The sequence below is a fragment of the uncultured Agrobacterium sp. genome, assembly GCF_913777885.1.
Lineage (GTDB): Bacteria > Pseudomonadota > Alphaproteobacteria > Rhizobiales > Rhizobiaceae > Agrobacterium.
In genome coordinates, this window is record NZ_CAJYTV010000006.1 from 43,101 (window position 1) to 60,135 (window position 17,035).

The 17,035-nt window shown below is 56.8% G+C and carries 12 protein-coding genes; 5 read left to right on the forward strand and 7 right to left on the reverse strand.

The annotated features are described in order from the left end of the window. Window positions 1-172 precede the first annotated feature (172 nt). The 7 genes from QZ869_RS04760 to QZ869_RS04790 all read right to left on the reverse strand — a co-directional run bounded on the left by QZ869_RS04760 (window position 173) and on the right by QZ869_RS04790 (window position 9,509). Window positions 173-3,982, reverse strand: a complete 3,810-nt coding sequence (locus QZ869_RS04760; RefSeq protein WP_296102804.1) for a hypothetical protein — start codon at window positions 3,980-3,982, stop codon at window positions 173-175. A gap of 84 nt (window positions 3,983-4,066) precedes the next feature. Next, window positions 4,067-4,540 carry a ribonuclease HI gene (rnhA, locus tag QZ869_RS04765; RefSeq protein WP_296102968.1) on the reverse strand — a complete coding sequence of 158 codons (474 nt, stop codon included), beginning with the start codon at window positions 4,538-4,540 and terminating at the stop codon, window positions 4,067-4,069. Between the two features lie 868 nt (window positions 4,541-5,408). Beyond that, window positions 5,409-5,927, reverse strand: a complete 519-nt coding sequence (locus QZ869_RS04770) for a hypothetical protein (protein ID WP_296102807.1) — start codon at window positions 5,925-5,927, stop codon at window positions 5,409-5,411. A gap of 777 nt (window positions 5,928-6,704) precedes the next feature. Continuing rightward, entirely contained in the window at window positions 6,705-7,778 is a 1,074-nt protein-coding gene (locus tag QZ869_RS04775; protein WP_296102810.1) for a site-specific integrase, read from the reverse strand. A gap of 2 nt (window positions 7,779-7,780) precedes the next feature. Continuing rightward, window positions 7,781-8,023, reverse strand: coding sequence for a hypothetical protein (locus tag QZ869_RS04780; protein ID WP_296102812.1), 243 nt, complete (start codon window positions 8,021-8,023; stop codon window positions 7,781-7,783). Window positions 8,024-8,320: 297 nt separating this feature from the next. Further along, a complete protein-coding gene (locus QZ869_RS04785; RefSeq protein ID WP_367115310.1) occupies window positions 8,321-8,920 on the reverse strand; it encodes a recombinase family protein in 600 nt (199 codons plus the stop codon). Window positions 8,921-9,056: 136 nt separating this feature from the next. Next, window positions 9,057-9,509, reverse strand: coding sequence for a hypothetical protein (locus QZ869_RS04790; protein WP_296102818.1), 453 nt, complete (start codon window positions 9,507-9,509; stop codon window positions 9,057-9,059). Window positions 9,510-9,719: 210 nt separating this feature from the next. Here QZ869_RS04790 and QZ869_RS04795 point away from each other — a divergent pair, with 210 nt between their 5' ends. The 5 genes from QZ869_RS04795 to QZ869_RS04815 all read left to right on the forward strand — a co-directional run bounded on the left by QZ869_RS04795 (window position 9,720) and on the right by QZ869_RS04815 (window position 17,021). Next, window positions 9,720-9,968: a hypothetical protein gene (locus QZ869_RS04795; RefSeq protein WP_296102821.1), complete on the forward strand. Its 249-nt coding sequence runs from the start codon at window positions 9,720-9,722 to the stop codon at window positions 9,966-9,968. A gap of 257 nt (window positions 9,969-10,225) precedes the next feature. Next, window positions 10,226-11,746, forward strand: a complete 1,521-nt coding sequence (locus QZ869_RS04800) for a type I restriction-modification system subunit M (protein WP_296102824.1) — start codon at window positions 10,226-10,228, stop codon at window positions 11,744-11,746. Further along, a complete protein-coding gene (locus QZ869_RS04805) occupies window positions 11,718-12,998 on the forward strand; it encodes a restriction endonuclease subunit S (RefSeq protein ID WP_296102826.1) in 1,281 nt (426 codons plus the stop codon). The genes QZ869_RS04800 and QZ869_RS04805 overlap by 29 nt, the downstream gene beginning before the upstream one ends. Next, complete coding sequence (locus QZ869_RS04810; protein WP_296102830.1) at window positions 12,995-16,300, forward strand: HsdR family type I site-specific deoxyribonuclease; 3,306 nt, start codon at window positions 12,995-12,997, stop codon at window positions 16,298-16,300. The genes QZ869_RS04805 and QZ869_RS04810 overlap by 4 nt, the downstream gene beginning before the upstream one ends. Beyond that, complete coding sequence (locus QZ869_RS04815) at window positions 16,287-17,021, forward strand: M48 family metallopeptidase (RefSeq protein ID WP_296102833.1); 735 nt, start codon at window positions 16,287-16,289, stop codon at window positions 17,019-17,021. Before QZ869_RS04810 ends, QZ869_RS04815 begins: the two co-directional genes overlap by 14 nt. Window positions 17,022-17,035: the final 14 nt, after the last annotated feature.

The window sequence follows — 17,035 nt, forward strand, 5'->3', positions numbered from 1 at the left end:
ATTTCCAGAACAGCAGATTTTGCAGTAAAAACAAACGACTAGACGGAAGTCGGTCAGAATGTTCCGACCAATTCCGACCAACGTTTCCGACCAAGTTTTGTGAGCCGAGATATCTGGCCCTAAAGCTCTGTTGAAGAGAAGGCGAGGCCCCGCCGAAGCGGGCCCCTAAGCTTCACCTCTTGGAAACCGGACGGTCTTCGATAAGTGCCCCAAGCGCCGCCGTGAACGGCACCCAGTTGGCAAGGGGAACGAAGGCCCTGACGCCGGACCTGATTTCGCTCTGGGTCATTTCCCGGTCGTTCCAAACGCTGTCCATCAGCCCGGACGAAAACGCCCGCGCCGAATTGATCTGATCGGCGGCGGGAGTGCCGAAGAACGTCTCGGTCGGTGAGCCTGACGAACGCGCATTGCCAAACTGCGGGCCAATCGGGGTCATCATGAGCAAACTGTCAGCAAACATCGGGACCACCGAAGCCGTCGCCGTGCGGGCGAAGCCGTTCTTGATCAGGTTCTCCGGCTTCATGTCTTCGTCCCAGAACTTGTCATAGCCGCCGTCTGTGGAGGTCTGACCGGCCTGACGAACCACGTAAGTCGCCGTTCCAGCAGCCAGTTCGCCCATCACCATGACCATCATTCGAGGGTCCTTGAGGATGCCGTGATTGGCAGTCCAGAGGGTGGATTTCGCCCACGCCCCGAAGACAAATGACCGGAACTGTATGAACATGCTGGCGACGGGGTGGCTCATCCATTTGGACAAGGCCCCATAGTCGTTCGCCTGAACCAGACGGTCGGTATAGCGGCCCATGAAGGTGCGAAACTTCGAAACTGCTTCGGCATCCCACTTGGCGACGTTCACGCCGACGATCTTGCCACCATCAAATTCGCTATGGTTCAGGAGGTTCTTGAACAGCAGTTGAGCGTCACCTTCCCCGAGACCGATGGAGGCCAGTCGTTCGCGGTCCCTGAGCTTGATCTTGGAGAAGTCAAAAGCGTCTTCCCCGATCTTTGCCTTGCGCGCCATCGCCGCAATCTGCTGAGTGATCGCCTTCATGGCCCACCGCTGCTGGTAGTCGCTGATGGCTCGCATGAAGGAGACTTGCGCCGTCAACTGCTGACCAGCCTCAAGGGCTGCATCAACCTTCTGGCCGATCCTGCTGGACAGCCCCTCCCCGATCCGGTCCTCGTCCAGACGGAAATCGAACTTGTTCCAGAGACCTTCAAGGCCAATGCCGGTCATGTCCGTAAGCTCTCTAAGCAACTTGTCCTGCTGAAAAGCCCCGGAGTTAATCCCCGTGACCATCGTTCGGATCGCCGGCAACTGACTCAATGACGCCCGGAAGCCAGTCAAAGAGATCAGCTTCCATCCTTCCTGGACTTGGTTCAGGCCCATGTTCGACATGAGTCGGATGAACTGTGCGGCCTTAATACGACGCGCCCACTTCGCGTAAGCTCCAGAGTTGTCGAAGACAGGAATGCCATTGATGCGCTTCCAGCCGAACCCGATATTTCTAAGTGCATTTTCCATTGCTTCCTTCTTGTCATTGTAATTCCCCGGCATGAGCCGGTAGCTCTCGCGGACCATGTTCATCAGCTTGGCTAGGTCCGTCTCGGACTTGATGCCGTCCATCATCACTTCCCCGGAGGTAGGGTTGATGAACTGCTGCTTGGCGAACGATACGCGGCCCGACATGGTGCGGGCGTAGCGATGGAACAGAAACTCGGCGTCGTCCTCAAAGAGATCGCTGACTTTGAGCTTCATATGCGTCTGGCCGTTACTCGGGACCCTAAGAGGAACCGAGAACTGCTCGTCGTAGTCCATAAGTGTGCGGCGCTTGAGGTAGCCAACGCCCTTGCTCGACTCGACCGAACCAGATTTGGTTTCGTCCATCAGCCCCGAGAGGGTATCAAAGACTATCTCAAGCTCCTCGTCGGTGAGCAGGTTCTTGTTGTCGAGGTTTTCGAAGAAGGACTGCTTGAAAGCCTCACGATCGTTAAGATGGAGCGACCGAGAGAGGCCATCGTCAATGCCGTATCCAGCCTTGCGAATGTTGCCCCAATAACCCCGAGCCATGCGCTTTGCGAGGTCGTCCCCAAGCTCCGGTGAGTGCTTGATGATTGCAGCCTTGAAGAAGGCTTCCATGGCGTCTTGGTGGATCAGCTCGTCAAGCTGAGAAATCTTCGCGTGGTTGGCGATGTAGGGCAGATAGTTCTCATCCGCTGCACCCGACCACAGTCCAGCTTCCTTCATTTCCCGCGCAAAGTTCGCCATGCTTTTGCGCAGCGCGTTACCCGCTTTGACCACATGAGGGCTTGTATGCGGCGACGGAGCGGGATCACGAATGTAGGCCGAGACGAGACTGTTGAACTCATCCCCACGGCGTCCCCGTGCGGCCAGGTTTAGGGAGAACTGACCACCTTCCGAGATATACGCCTTCTTCGCCGGGATGAACTCGACGTTGAAATCACCGACGTACTTGCGGTGCATGGCGGTCATCTTGGAGTTGACGCTATCGGGGACGACCGAGTGATCGGTGAAGCCCGCTGTCTCTTCGAAGAGGTTCGCGCCAATCATGCGGGTGACAGGGTTTGCATCCGTGGTCATCTGACCCGTGACGTCACCCTTGCGGAGCCAGCCGCCGAAGCCGCGCCCCACGTCCTCGTCTCGCATCCGAATGAGTTCGCCCGCATCGTCACCGATCAGGCTGTCCCGCTTCTGCGTGTTACGAGCCGCGCCGCCGTTGCCCGTAGGACCGGAGACTGGAAGGACGTCGTCAAACTGTGGAGTCTCGGAGCGCGGTGGGATCAATCCCCGGTTCTCTGCCTCAAAGCGATTGCCGATCTCGTGAGCGAGAGAGCTTTCAAATTGAGAGCCAGCCGAGCGGGCAAGAGCGCCGCCAAGGGCACCAAAGATCGCACCAGCGCCACCGGCCAAGAATGGGTCGGCGTAAAGGTTGTCTGTGAGCGCACTAGAGGCCCAATCGACGGAGGCGTTCGATATGGCTCCAGAGGCCGCACCGATACCCACTCTCGCAGCCATCCCCATACCAGCCACCGCACCCGCACCAATACCGCCCGTGGCGATACCTAGAGCGAGCGGAAGAGGATCAGCAGCACCAGCCAGTAGGCCAGCACTCGTCGCTCTCCAGCCGCCCCCTGCGAGGCGTTCCTGTCGCTTTGCATCCTGATCGGCCCACTGCATCCGCTGGCGTAGAACCAGATCGGAGGACGAGGAGAAGAGGAAGTCGTGGTACATTTCCGGGTATTGCTTGGAGAGCTTCATTCCGCGCTCTTCGCCAATCTGGAAATCGGGATCGATGCCCCCCTCGGTCATCCACCGGATCGTCTGAGCGGTGATCGAAGAGGACTGAAAGCTGTCCTTGAAGTCGCCCCAAAAGCCGCTGTTAGAGGGTCCTTCGGGCTGCGTGTTGATATCCACCACCGTCTTTGGGGATGGCGCTGACACGTCCTGATACTGGTATGGATTAGACTCCGGGCGGCTCTCGCCAGCCGGGGTGTCGAAATAGGTTCGTTCGGAGGGCTGGAACTCACCGTTGAGGAGCGCCACAGCCTTAGCCTTATGGCCTTCCATCTGGTTGTTCACCTTGTCCCGAACGGTGCCCGGAGCGCCGCCGTTTCCAGCGTCACTGCGATTGTAATACTTCTCCCCGATGGAACCGGCGTTGATGGCCGAATACATTTCGAGGAGGCCCATGCCGGGCTTGAAGCCGCGATCCACGAGGTAGTTCGCAGAAGCCGCAACGGCGTCCTCTACGGGCATGTCTTTGTGGTAGTTGTATTTGCGCTGTTCCGGCTCGCCCATCTGGATCAGGCCACGGTGGACGCCCCATTTGGTCGTGGGACCCTTCTTCCAAACGTCGAAGGTGCCGCCGGTTTCGTAGGACATGACGGTGGCAAGGTCTGCGGGGTTGGCACCGATACGAAGTGCCTGGGTCTTGATGGCGTCTGCAAGTCTGGTGTTCATTGTTTCTCCTGAAATGAAAAAGCCCCCTGCGCGGGATTGCGAAGGAGGCTGGAAAGGTTAGTGAGGGTTAATAGCTGGTGCGGATCAGACAGGGGCAAGAAAGCGGTCTACAGCGGCCCTAGCAAGGGCGTCAGCGGCTTCGTTATCCGGGTTGCCCGCATGACCCTTGATCCACTCAAAGGCGACTGACAGGCCCGCTTTGGCGAACTCGAAAGCTTTCCATAGGTCCTGATTTTTGATGGGCTTCTTGTCCGATGCCCGCCATCCGTTGCGGACCCAATTGGGGAGCCAGGTGGTGGCACCGCTCACGACATACTGGCTGTCACTGATGATGGTGATGGGGACGGATGGATGGAAATGAGGAATTGCGCGAATGTGCTGGAGGGCGACAATCGCTGCCGACAATTCCATTTTGTTGTTTGTGGTGGCTGGATCGGCGTCGGAGAGCTCGACACGCTCAATCAGGGTGTCGCCATCCCAGAAGCAGACAATCGCGCCCCATCCACCGGGACCGGGATTGTGGAGGCAAGACCCGTCAGTGTGGACGACAATGCGCATAGAGGTAGTGTTAGATGAGGCCAACGGGCGCTCTCCTTTGATTGAATAGAGGGGTTGTGAGGGAGTGGAACTAACGGGAAGCAGGTTCCAGAAAGAGGAGGACGGACGAGGGCGGCGTTCCGCCTGAAGACACCAAACTGTAATGGGCGTCCTGTCCGCATTGTTAAGATGGTGTGACGGGTGTTGTATATGACGGTTCGCCTTGCGGCGTCCGTCCTCGTCAGATCAAGGAACAGTTCGGGCCACTCTCGGGGCGTTCCGGTATGTCGTCAGACTGACGTTTGTCGGAAGATGCCGAGCGGCTGAGAATTAACAAAGTCAGCGGGTCAACGGCGTGTGGCCCTATGGGTATCCTATATATAGGTTTTTTGCATCTGCTGATTACGGATATTATCCTTCATAATCAACGTATTGCGCCTCGCCCTGCGTCGTTCTAAGGCCAACGGATTGGCCACTCTACCGGCACGAACAGTAAGTCCGATATGGTACTGAACAACCTGCCGGGAAATGCCGAGTTCACACCCGATCGCGCTGGCTGACATACCTTCGGACCACATTCTGGCGATGTTCTTCCGCAGGTCCCGGAGGTATATAGCCTTGTCGGAGAGGTGGTCGTCCGCTCGGCAGAAGCCCCGATTAGTTGCCCGATTTCGGTTCTCAGTCTCAAGTCTATCTGCGCGTTCCGCCTTTTCCTGCTCGTACGCCACGCAGGGCCGGGAAAGGTGTCGGCGGATGCTACGTTCGGACAGCCCCAGAAGTGAGGCTATCGCGGGCCTCGGGTAGCCATGAGAAGCCAAGACGTGAGACGCCTTGTGAGCGAAGTCGGCATCGTCCTTGACAGCTATAGTCGCTGATCGGGTACGTACCGTCAAAGGCGAACCTCCCCGGAGGCAACCCACTGCTGCACGATTTTGTCATTACGGGTCAGGCGGTCGCTGACATCGTCGCCGGTCTGTAGCTCCGGCCATCGATCCCGAATAAACGCCAGCTTTCGCCGAAGCTCTCGAAGAACCCGAAGAGGTTCGGCAACGTTTGGTGACATGCCCATTCCACCGGCAGTGAGCCGCTGTATGTACCTGGCATCCGAAGACGCCGCACCGATGATGGTCGGAAGGTCTTCACTCTGGAGAACGTCAGGGCGCTCTATCGGTTCGTCCTTGCGGTTCTGTCTGGTCGGGGCGTTGCGCTGGATCGCAAGAAGATGGTTTTGCAGGTCATCAGCCACGGCAATCGCACGGGTGACATTAGGATCGGCATTCTTACCACCCCGGAGTTCCCCGGAAAGGCGGCGACCGAGGTTTGAAGCATTCTGGATAATCTGGAGTTGTCGCCGTGCGGACAGTAGCGTGGTCACGGCGGGAGCAGTTTGGGTTTCTGATGGTGTCATTGAAGGTTCCTGTTTGGAGTTGTTGGCGAAACTCATCCGCTTCCGACAAACAAACGAAACAGATAGGCACGGACGGAGGGCCGAACTGTCTCGGGATTGCCTCCTAGTGAGCGGGGCAACCTGTCGGGCGATGACATGAAGGTTTTCGTTGTGTGGTGATAAATTTCGCCGTGGGCGGTCGTGCTGACCCGCGCCCTAGATCGGTTCGACCTTGGCGACACAACGCGCACAAAGCTCCGACACCCTTTCCGGCAAAAAAGCGGATAGGCGGCTACGCGGCGCTAGTCTCGTCCGCTTTCGCGGTCACGTGAGGCTAACCCGCTCCAGAATATGGCTCGGCTGGGCGTATATCGTCTTCCGCCCATAACGGTTCGTTCCCGGCTATCGACCGAGGCGTCTGGATACAGTGAACCGGACTGTTCGCAGGAACAGACAAAGAAAGTGGGGTTTGTGGTTTCGGAACCGCACACGGAAAGCCAGAGCTTCCTAGTGCATGGGATTATGACGTCAGGCTTGAGTTGCCACGTCATCGGGTATGCGGGAGTGAGAATTAGCGTCTCATGACCGGCATATGGCATCCGAAATCTGAGGCGTCAAGCATGAGAAATCCAGTGAAATTAGCCACAACAGACTGAATATCCTCGGGGTTTCTATTTCCAGCAGAGGGTTACGACGGACTGTGCCATGAATTCCGGGCCAACTGTGCCATCAAAAAAATCTGCACCCGACAGTAGCCCGGGAATGAAGAGGCCCCGGGTTGCCCCGAGGCCATGATGTTCAAGCCGACGCCACCACCGGCGATTTCTCCCGCTTTCGCTTCGGCTTCGGAGTGGTGCCCTCCAGAACGTGAAGGATATCCTCCAGCCCCTTCGGCTTGATCTGCATGTAGCGCATGGTGGTCACGATGGCCGAGTGGCCCATCCACTCCATGACGCGCTTGATATCGACACCAGCCAGAACCAGACGAGTGCAGCACGTATGGCGGAGGACGTGGGGTGTGACGTCTTGGAAAGACAGAACTTCCCGCATGGTTTCCCATCGCGACCGCATAGCGTACTCGTTGTGCGCGGTGAAGGGTCCCTTGTTCCTTCCGGCTTCACCGATCTGACGACGGGCAAGCATTTCCCGAACGCGCTTCGTAAGAGGGACCGTGCGAGGCTTCTTGGTCTTGGTCTTCCAGAAGGTCAGACTGGAGAACTGAGGACCGAAGTCGTCCCACGAGGCTTTCATCATTTCGGAGAAGCAGCGCGCTCCGGTATCGATCAAGGCCATCGTCAGGTCGTAGTTGTCGGGATCGTTGTTCGCGGACCAGTAAGCCAACAAGACGCGCTCTTCTTGATCATCCAAGTACCGGAAGCGGGTCTTCTCGACAGCGTTCCACTTGATCGACGGCATCTTGTTGATGGCCCCCGCGTCGTGCGCTGTCTTTAGGATTTTGGAGAGGGAGGCGATCTTCTTGTTCACATAGGACGGAGCTAGTCCGTTGTCGGCCAACTCCACCTTCCACTCCGCTATATCCGCCGAGGTGATCTCCTCCAGCGGCTTGTTGCGGCCCCAATAGTCCACGGCGGTCTGCCCGTTGCGGATTTGGGACTCTCCTCCCCGAGCCTGATACTGCCAGACAGTTCGCTTCACGAAGTCGAAACATGGCCCGAGGAGCGATAGATCGCGGGTCTTGGAGCCGCTGATGTGGATGTTGACGGGCGGAAGAGGCTTGCCCATTTCTATCGCATGGCGGGCCGCTACCTCCCATTTGAGTGCATGTTCCTCGGTTGGAAATGTACGACGGAGGCGAGTGCCGTCCCCAAGGCTGACGTCCGCTTGCCAGTTATTGCCCCTTTGTCGCGCCATAGTCACGCCTCCCGAAGAGCGAGAGAGGGAGCGGCTGCTAGCGCGGCTGCGGCTTCCGCCTGTGCCAATACTTCATCGATCTTTGAGCGCGCCCATTTGAGCGGTCGCACAACGTCAGCGCTGGCCACCGGATGCCCGTTCACCGCCGCCCGCATGGCCGTCATCATGAACTCTGCGGCTATGGTCATGTCCGACACGCTATAGTCACGCGGCATTGCGGATTTCTGTTGTCTGCTGGTTTGCATTGGAAGCCCCTGTTTTGGAAAGAGGCCCCCTTAATAGCCAGGAAAACAATTGGCACAACAAGGGATAAAGACACCTGTAGGTGACGGTTGTCGGTGGACACTCAAAGGTGACTGGGGGGTTCCTGCGGGAACGGAGGATGCTGCAGAGTTTGTGCCCAGATAGTCACCTGTGCGCGACGACATGACAAATTGTCGCACCCTACCGACCGAACAGACTATTTAGGACAGACCAGATGCCACCGAAAGCCAACGTCCCGATCACCAGCCAGCTACAGGCAACGATAACCACGTCCATCGTCATGCGCCTCCCTTGGCGGCGTCGAGTACCTTCTGAACCGCCGACTTGCTGAACCCTACCTGCGCCGCGATCTGGCGAACACTCACGCCATCAGCCTTCATCTGAGTCATGACCGCCTTCACCTCCGGCGTGATCATTGCGGGGCGTCCTCCGGTTCGACCCTCGGCTTTCGCCTTGGCAATACCTTCGAGTTGCCGCTCCTTGCGCAAGTCAGTTTCAAACTCTGCGATACTGGCAAGAATGCCAAAGACAAGCTTCCCGGTTCTGGTGGTGGTGTCGAGCGTTGCGTCGTCCAGCACTCGGAAACCGACGCCCTTCTCACTCAGGCCCTCTACGATCTGGTGGAGGTGCGATGCCGACCTTGCAAGGCGATCAAGCTTCGTCACGAGCAACACGTCGCCCTCTCGAACGAAGCGAAGGCACTCGTCCAACGCGGGACGTTCCCGGTCAAGGCCAGATTGTTTCTCGCTATAGACCTTCTCCGCACCCGCTGCCTTAAGCCGGTCGATCTGAGTTGCGTGATCCTGTCCCGTGGAACTCACTCTGGCGTACCCAACAATCATCGAACGTCCACTTTCCTCTAAGTCAATCGTGGACATAGCTATAGTGGACGCGAAGTGGACGGTCAATAGACCGCGTCCATAAAGTGTACATTTGTGGACAGATAGACGCCTTACGATGACGGCGGAAGCTGTCGCTAGACCGCCTTCACCATTACCAGATCATACGCTGGAGCTAGAAGCCAATTGCTGACGCTATGCCCAAGATGAAGCTGATCAATGCGCCAGTCGTCGTCGCAATAGTCGCCACGATCTCCTTGGCGGTTGTGACCGGGGCATCCCGGTTTACGTATGCATAAAATGCGATAGAGAGCGCCCCACCGATGAATTCTGCCCACATCACCCAAGACAGAAGCTGGGTTTCCGTGCCTTGCTCGACCTTGTACCGGATGAACGCTGTAAAAATTCCTGCTGCCAACGCCACGCTGCCGTAAAACAGCGCTCCTATTCGGGGCTTGTCTAGCATCGGCCACAACGAGAGGGCGGTCACAAAAATGGTGAAGGATATGCCAAATGCCGTATATCCACCAAGCCGTTCAGGGTCTACGACCTGAAAGATTACCCCAGGTAAGGCGCAAACTGAAACCAGAATGAATAAGTGTGTGATTTTATTTAATATTTCTCTCATGATGTCCTCTTTTACCACGAGATCGACCTACAGCTTTGCGAGTTTAAAATTCGTGAACTTGCAGTTGCAAACGCCAATGCAGGATAGCTTTCAACGTTGTTCGATCAGATGGGCGCATCTGCCGACACATAGTAGCCTTTTTGGCCGCAGACCTTTCCAAGCCTCCGGTGGCGGTGGTAGCTACTCGCAAAATCAACCGGAGATACGTTAATGCGCGTCTATCGCCTCGACCCCAAGACCGGCAAGAAGCAACTCCCGACGAAGGAGGCTGGGTTGTTCGTGCTCGGCGACCCCAAGCAAGGGAACAGGAAGCACGTCAAAGCGAACAAGGTCACGGTGCGCACTGAGGAGGAAATGATTGATTTGATCATGCGCGGTTTCTCAGTTCGCGTGGACACAGACACCCGACCTTCCCTCGTTCGCCTGAACCTCCTCATCGACGGCAAGAAGGTTTCTTGAGCCGATGACAGCCAACGCGAGCCCCACGGGGGTGTCGCACTTCCGTACATTTCGAGGTCGGCCCCTCGCATTTTTCCCCGATTTTTGAACGGGTCACATTATCCTGTAGTCGCGCCATTCCTGTACCGAGGATTGCGCAAGATGCCCAGAGCGAATACACCTTGGCGAACCGCGAAGAGGGTACATTTCCGTATGGGGATACCTCTCAGACTTCGATGAAATGCTGCCAGTTTGCGCGCAGTGGCAGGGGACGGACATTGCTCAATCGCATTACGCAAGACACCATCAACAAGGCCGCATGGGCCGCCTGTGACACCTTCCGGGGCACTGTCGATGCCTCAATCTACAAGGACTACGTCCTGACCATGTTGTTCCTGAAATACATCTCTGATGTGTGGAAGGATCATTATGCGGCCTACAAAGAAAAGCACGGCGACCATCCTGAATTGATCGAAGCGATGATGGCGCAAGAGCAGTTCGTTCTGCCACGCGACAAGGATTTCGATGCCCTCCATCGGGACCGGCACAAGCCCGGCAACGGCGAGCGGATCGACAAGGCGCTTCACGCCATCGAAGAGGCCAATGGCGACAAACTGCGGGATGTGTTTCAGGACATCTCGTTCAACGCCAACCGGTTGGGTGACGAAGAGCAGAAGAACGACATCCTGCGGCTGCTGCTTGAGGATTTCGCCAAACCCGAACTGGACATGCGCCCGAGCCGAGTGGGCACCCTCGACATCATAGGCGGAGCTTATGAATTCCTGATATCCAAGTTTGCGGCTTCCGCTGGCAAGAAGGCGGGCGAGTTCTATACGCCAGCGGAAGTTTCTGCCCTGATGGCTCGACTGGTAGAGCCGCAGGAAGGCGATGATATCTGTGATCCAACATGCGGCTCGGGTTCTCTGCTGCTGAAATGCGCCCGAGAGGTGCGTGAGAAGGCGGGCGGAAAGGCGCATTATGCGCTGTTCGGTCAGGAGGCCATAGGCTCCACCTGGGCGCTCGCCAAAATGAATATGTTCCTTCATGGCGAAGCGAACCATCAGATCGAGTGGGGCGACACCATCGGCAATCCGAAGCTGCGCACGGGCGATGACATGTTGCGGCACTTCGACGTGGTGGTCGCCAATCCGCCCTTCAGCCTCGATAAGTGGGGCGCTGAGAAAGCCGAGAAGGATCGGTTCAGTCGTTTCCGGCGCGGGATGCCGCCGAAGACCAAGGGCGACTATGCCTTCATCCTGCACATGATCGAGACGCTGAAGCCGAAGACCGGCCGCATGGCTGTCGTGGCCCCTCATGGAGTTCTGTTTCGGGGCTCTAGCGAAGGCGTCATAAGACAGAAGTTAATCGAGGAAAACCTGCTCGACGCAGTGATTGGTCTGCCAGAAAAACTATTTTTTGGCACAAGTATCCCGGCAGCGATCCTCGTCTTCCGCAAGAAAAAGGCGGACACCAACGTGCTCTTTATCGATGCCAGTAGGGAATACATTGAGGGCACCAATCAAAACCGACTTGGTGAAGAGCAGCTCAACCGCATTTTCGCCGCATTCAATGCGCGGGCAAACATTGAGAGATATGCTTATTTAGCCAGCCATGAAGAGATTGCTGCGAACGACTTCAATCTCAACATTCCGCGCTATGTCGACACGTTTGAGGAAGAAATAGAAATCGACTTAATGAAGGTACGGGCCGAGCGTGAGGCTCTGAAGGCCGAACTGGCCGAACTTGAGATTAGGATGGAGGATTATCTTTGTGAAATCGCACACAACCTCAAAGCGTGAGCGCTACACCGCGATTGACATCGGACCGACGCCAGCAGACTGGAGCGATCCAGTGCTTCAAAAAGTTGCACCGTTCATATCCAACGGGTTCGTTGGTACGGCTACGCCGCACTATGCAGCGCAAGATGACCATGGCGCGGTAAAATATCTTTATGGGACCAACATACGGAAGAATGAGATCGTTCCCGCTGGGCTTCGCTATATCACGGCGAAGTTTCACGAGCAGCAGGAGAAAACGAAACTACGCCTTGGCGACGTCCTTACTGTCCAGTCAGGGCATATAGGCACAACCGCCGTAGTAACCGAAGACTATGATGGATCTAACTGCCACGCCTTGATAATATCACGGCTCGACCAATCACTTATGTGCCCTTGGTTCCTTTCACAATATCTCAATTCAAACATAGGGAAGGCTAGATTGCGCGGTCTGGAGGTGGGGTCCACAATCCTCCACATCAATACAAAGGACCTTAAGAATTTTCGGGTTCCGTGTCCGCCCCTGCTAGAGCAGAAGAAGATCGTACAAATTCTATCCACTTGGGACGAGGCCATCAAAACGACCGAGAAGCTGCTCGGAAATACCAAGGCGCAAAAGCGGGCTCTCATGCAGCAACTACTTACCGGCAAGACGCGGCTGAAGGGTTTCGAGGGGAGTCAGTGGGCGCGTCGCCCTCTCGACACCGTTTTCGAGAGAGTTCGGCGAAAAAACACTGTCGCAAACAAGAACGTCCTTACGATCTCTGGTCGTGAAGGTCTGGTATCACAGAGCCAATACTTCAACAAAGTTGTGGCTGCGGCTGACACTTCTGGATACACGCTACTTCAGGGCGGCGAGTTTGCCTATAACAAAAGCTATTCCGCGGGATATCCTCTCGGTGCGATCAAGATGCTGCCCTTGGAGGTGACCGGCGTGCTGTCGAGCCTCTACATCTGCTTCCGAGTCGTCAATAAGGGTAGAGATCACCCGGATTTCTATAGACATTGGTTTGAATTCGGCGGCCTAGATAGAGAACTGAGTGTCATCGCTCAGGAAGGGGCTCGAAATCACGGACTATTAAATGTTGGGGTATCGGAGTTTTTCAAGCTTCTTGTTTCACGACCTAGCGCCGATGAGCAGAGAAAAATTGCGGCCGTACTAAACGATGCGGAAACACAAGTGAACAACGTGGAGCTTCAGCTCGGTCGCCTTAAATCGGAGAAACGTGCGCTCATGCAGCAGCTTCTCACCGGCAAGAGACGGGTGACCGTATGAACGCACCGCGACGCCCGAGAACCGACGAGGAGAGCCAAGCTAAGGTTCCGGCGCTCGCCCTGTTGATGAAACTCGGCTGGAACTATCTCGCGCCAAGCACCTGTCTTCTCACCCGTGGCGGCGACCGCGCTGTACTGATGGAGGGAACATTAATTCAATGGCTCTCCACATATCGGTTTAGCTATCGCGGCAGCGAGCACCTACTTTCTTCCGGCGGTATTACTCAAGTTATCAAGGCGATTACTGACACGGGACTTGCCGAAGGACTGACCGCTGCGAACGAGCGTGTAAGCAAGCATCTGACCCTTGGTGTGACCATTAGCGAATTCATGCCGGACGGGCACCGCTACTCCGTCACCGTACCCCTCATCGATTTCACGCATCCTCAACGTAATCTACTGCACGTGACCGAGGAACTATCCGTTGAGCGCGAGGGTGCGCACGGACACTATCGGCCCGATATCGTGCTCTACATCAATGGCATCCCGCTAGCCGTCATCGAGGCCAAACGCCCCGTCGGCTCGAACCCCGACAAAGACATGCTGAAAGAGGGCATGTCTCAGCACCTGCGGAACCAGAAGCCCGACGGCATCCGCCCACTCTACGCTTATGCGCAACTACTGCTTTCCATATCCGGCACCGATGCCCGTTACGGCACGACCGAGACACCTCTGAAATTCTATGCAGCTTGGCGCGAGGAGGAGATCTCAACCGCCTCGATCACCGCGTTGGTCAACCAGCCGCTGACACCCGAGCAGCATAGAGCACTTTTTGCGGAGCGCCCGGCTTTCCTGCGCAGCCATTTCGAGTCGCTATGGTCATCGCCTGTGCTGACAACGGGTCAAGATGCCGCGATCATCGGACTGCTTTCACCCGAAAGACTGCTGGCATTCATCCGCTACTTCATGCTGTTTGACCGCAAGGCTGGGAAAATAGCGGCCCGCTATCAGCAGATCTCCGGTGTCAAATCGATGCTGGCGCGGGTCGCCGAGCGAAACCGTGACGGCGGGCGCGAAGGTGGGGTGATCTGGCACACCACGGGGTCAGGGAAATCCTACACAATGGTCTTCCTGCTGAAGGCATTGCTTGTCGATGACGAGCTTTCGCGTTGCCGGGTCATCGTGATCACCGACCGTATCGACCTTGAGCGGCAGCTTGCCGGGACATTCATTTCGGGTGGAGCATTCGGCTCTGCCTTGGCGACGAAGAAGGAAGGGGCAGACGCTCAAGCCCAAAGCGGACGCGATCTCGCCCGTCGCATCGGCAGCGGCACAGAGCGGATCACCTTCACGCTGTTGCAGAAGTTCAATAGCGCCACACGTCATGCCGAATGTCACAACGCCTCATCGGATTTGATCGTGCTTGTCGATGAGGGGCACCGCAGCCAGGGCGGCGAGAACCACGAGCGTATGCGCAAGGCTCTCCCCAATGCGGCCTTCATCGCCTTCACCGGCACACCGCTCCTGAAGGACGACAAGACCCAGAACAAGTTCGGCCCGATCCTCCACGCCTACACCATGCGGCGGGCCGTGGAAGACGGCACCGTGACGCCGCTCTTGTATGAAGAGCGCAAGCCACATGTCGATATCAACGAACAAGCTATCGACAACTGGTTCGAGAAGATCACGGCGAGCCTTTCAGATGAGCAGAAGGCCGACCTGAAGAAGAAGTTCGCGACGCGCGGCAGCATCTATCGCGCGAACAATCGCGTCGAGCTCATCGCAATGGACATTGCCGAGGACTTCTCGCGAAACTGGAAAGGGCTTGGGCTCAAAGCTCAATTGGCCACCGACAGCAAGCTCTCGGCTATCCGCTACAAAGAAGCGTTGGACGCAACTGGTCTCGTGACGAGCGCCGTCATCATCTCCGCGCCTGACACCAGAGAAGGTCATGTAGACACCGACGAGGCGAAGACGCCAGAGGTGCAAAAGTGGTGGGCCGCAAATGTCGGTGCCGATGCCGAAGCTTACGAAAAGCGGGTTATCGAAGACTTCGGAACAGAGGGGTCACCCGATATATTGATCGTGGTGGACAAGCTGCTGACGGGCTTCGACGAGCCGCGCAATACCGTGCTCTACATCGACAAGTATCTGCGCGAGCACAACCTGCTTCAGGCTATTGCGCGAGTGAACCGTCTGCACGAGCAAAAGTCGTATGGGTTGCTCATTGATTATCGCGGCATCTTGAAGGAGCTTGATACCTCGCTCACCGCCTATCAGGACTTGGCTGAACGAACTCAAGGCGGGTTCGACATCGACGACCTTACAGGGATCTATGCGAATGTCTCGACTGAGTACAAACGCCTTCCGGCGCTGCACGACGCGGTCTGGGCCATCTTCTCAAGCGTGAAGAATAAGGGGGACCGAGAACAGTTTCGGCGCGTTCTTGTGCCCGACACGGTCCTAGGCGAGACCGGCGTCAGCTATGACCAGAACCAGAAGATCCGTGAGGACTTCTACGCGGCTCTGACAGAGTTTGGCATGTGCCTGAAACTTGCGTTGTCATCGCGGGCATTCTTTGAAGACACGGCTTTCGATGAGGCGACAATCGCGACCTACAAGAAGGATCTGAAGTTCTTCACTGAACTCAGAATTCAGGCAAAGCTTGACGCACAGGAGACTGTCGATTTCTCGGCTTACGAGAAGCAAATCAGGAACCTTGTCGATAGACAGGTCGTCGGCGTTGACATCAAACATTCGGAAGGCGTCATCGATATCACCGGCATGGCGGAACGGGATCAGGCCGCTTATTCGCTCGACGATCCGCCGTCATGGGGCGAAGACAAGACCCGAGCGGAAACTGATGTTATCAAGACGCGACTGACGAAGACCATCGAGCAGGACCTTGCCGATGATCCATATGCTCAGGCCGTGTTCTCCGAACTGCTTCGCCACGCAATTCGCGAGGCCGAAGCCCTGTTCGACCACCCGCACAAGCAGTTTTTGCTCTTCAAGGACCTTGAGCAACAGGCGAAAAACAGAGCCAATCCCAATGTGCCTGATCGCTTCGGCGACAATCGCCACGCACAGGCTTACTATGGGCTGTTTCCCCTCGTTCTCGGGGAGCCGGTGTCCCAGAAACGGGGCGAGGAGTGGCTTGTCTCGGAAGCAATGCACATCGACAGCGTCGTCAACGATGCGGTCGCCAACCACTCGATCAATCCGGCGAATGTGGAAGCGGAAATCCGCCGCGAACTGCTGCCCCGATACTTTAAGGAGCTGGGTGGACTCGACCAAGCGACCGCTCTCATCCACCGCGTTGTCGAGGTTGTCCGACTGGGGGTAAGCCGTGGGACGCTTTGAGCGGGTGCTGCACTACGGCGGCGAGGCTATTCCCTACACCGTCAGAATTGCCGCAGGACGCCGTGAACGGGTCCGCATTCACGTTCATCCTGATGGGGCGGTCGAGGTCGAAGCCCCTGAAGAAGCCACGGCTGAAGACATCGCCAAGGCCGTGCAGAAGCGAGCCCGGTGGGTGCATGACCATGTCCATGATGCGAGACGACGGTTCGAGCATGTGCTGCCGCGCGAGTACGTCAGTGGCGAGCAGATCCTCTATCTCGGACGGCGGTACAGCCTCAAGGTTCGCCATGTGTCCCGCCAAGAGAGAGCGGTGAAACTTAAGGGCGCTCTCCTTGAGGTCGCGCATGATCAGGTGTCAGCCGATGCTGTGAGAGCGCGGGTCCGAGCTTGGTACAAGCTGAAGGCGCGGGACTACTTCGCCTATCGTCTTGGCGTGATTGCCAAGGGGTTGCCATGGCCGCAGGAGCTGCCGAAATTCCAGTTGAAGGACATGCGAACTCGCTGGGGCACTTGTGCAGCCGGTGGAACGGTCACGCTAAATCCGTTTCTCGTCCGCGCGAACAGAGAATGCATCGACTACGTCATCACCCACGAACTCTGCCACCTACGGGAACACAATCACAGTCCAGAGTTCTTCCGGCTGCTCAGCCGTGCCATGCCGCAGTGGGAAATGGTCAAGCGATCCCTAGACGACATGGCCGAAATCATCCTGAACGATTGACGGCGCTCGACACG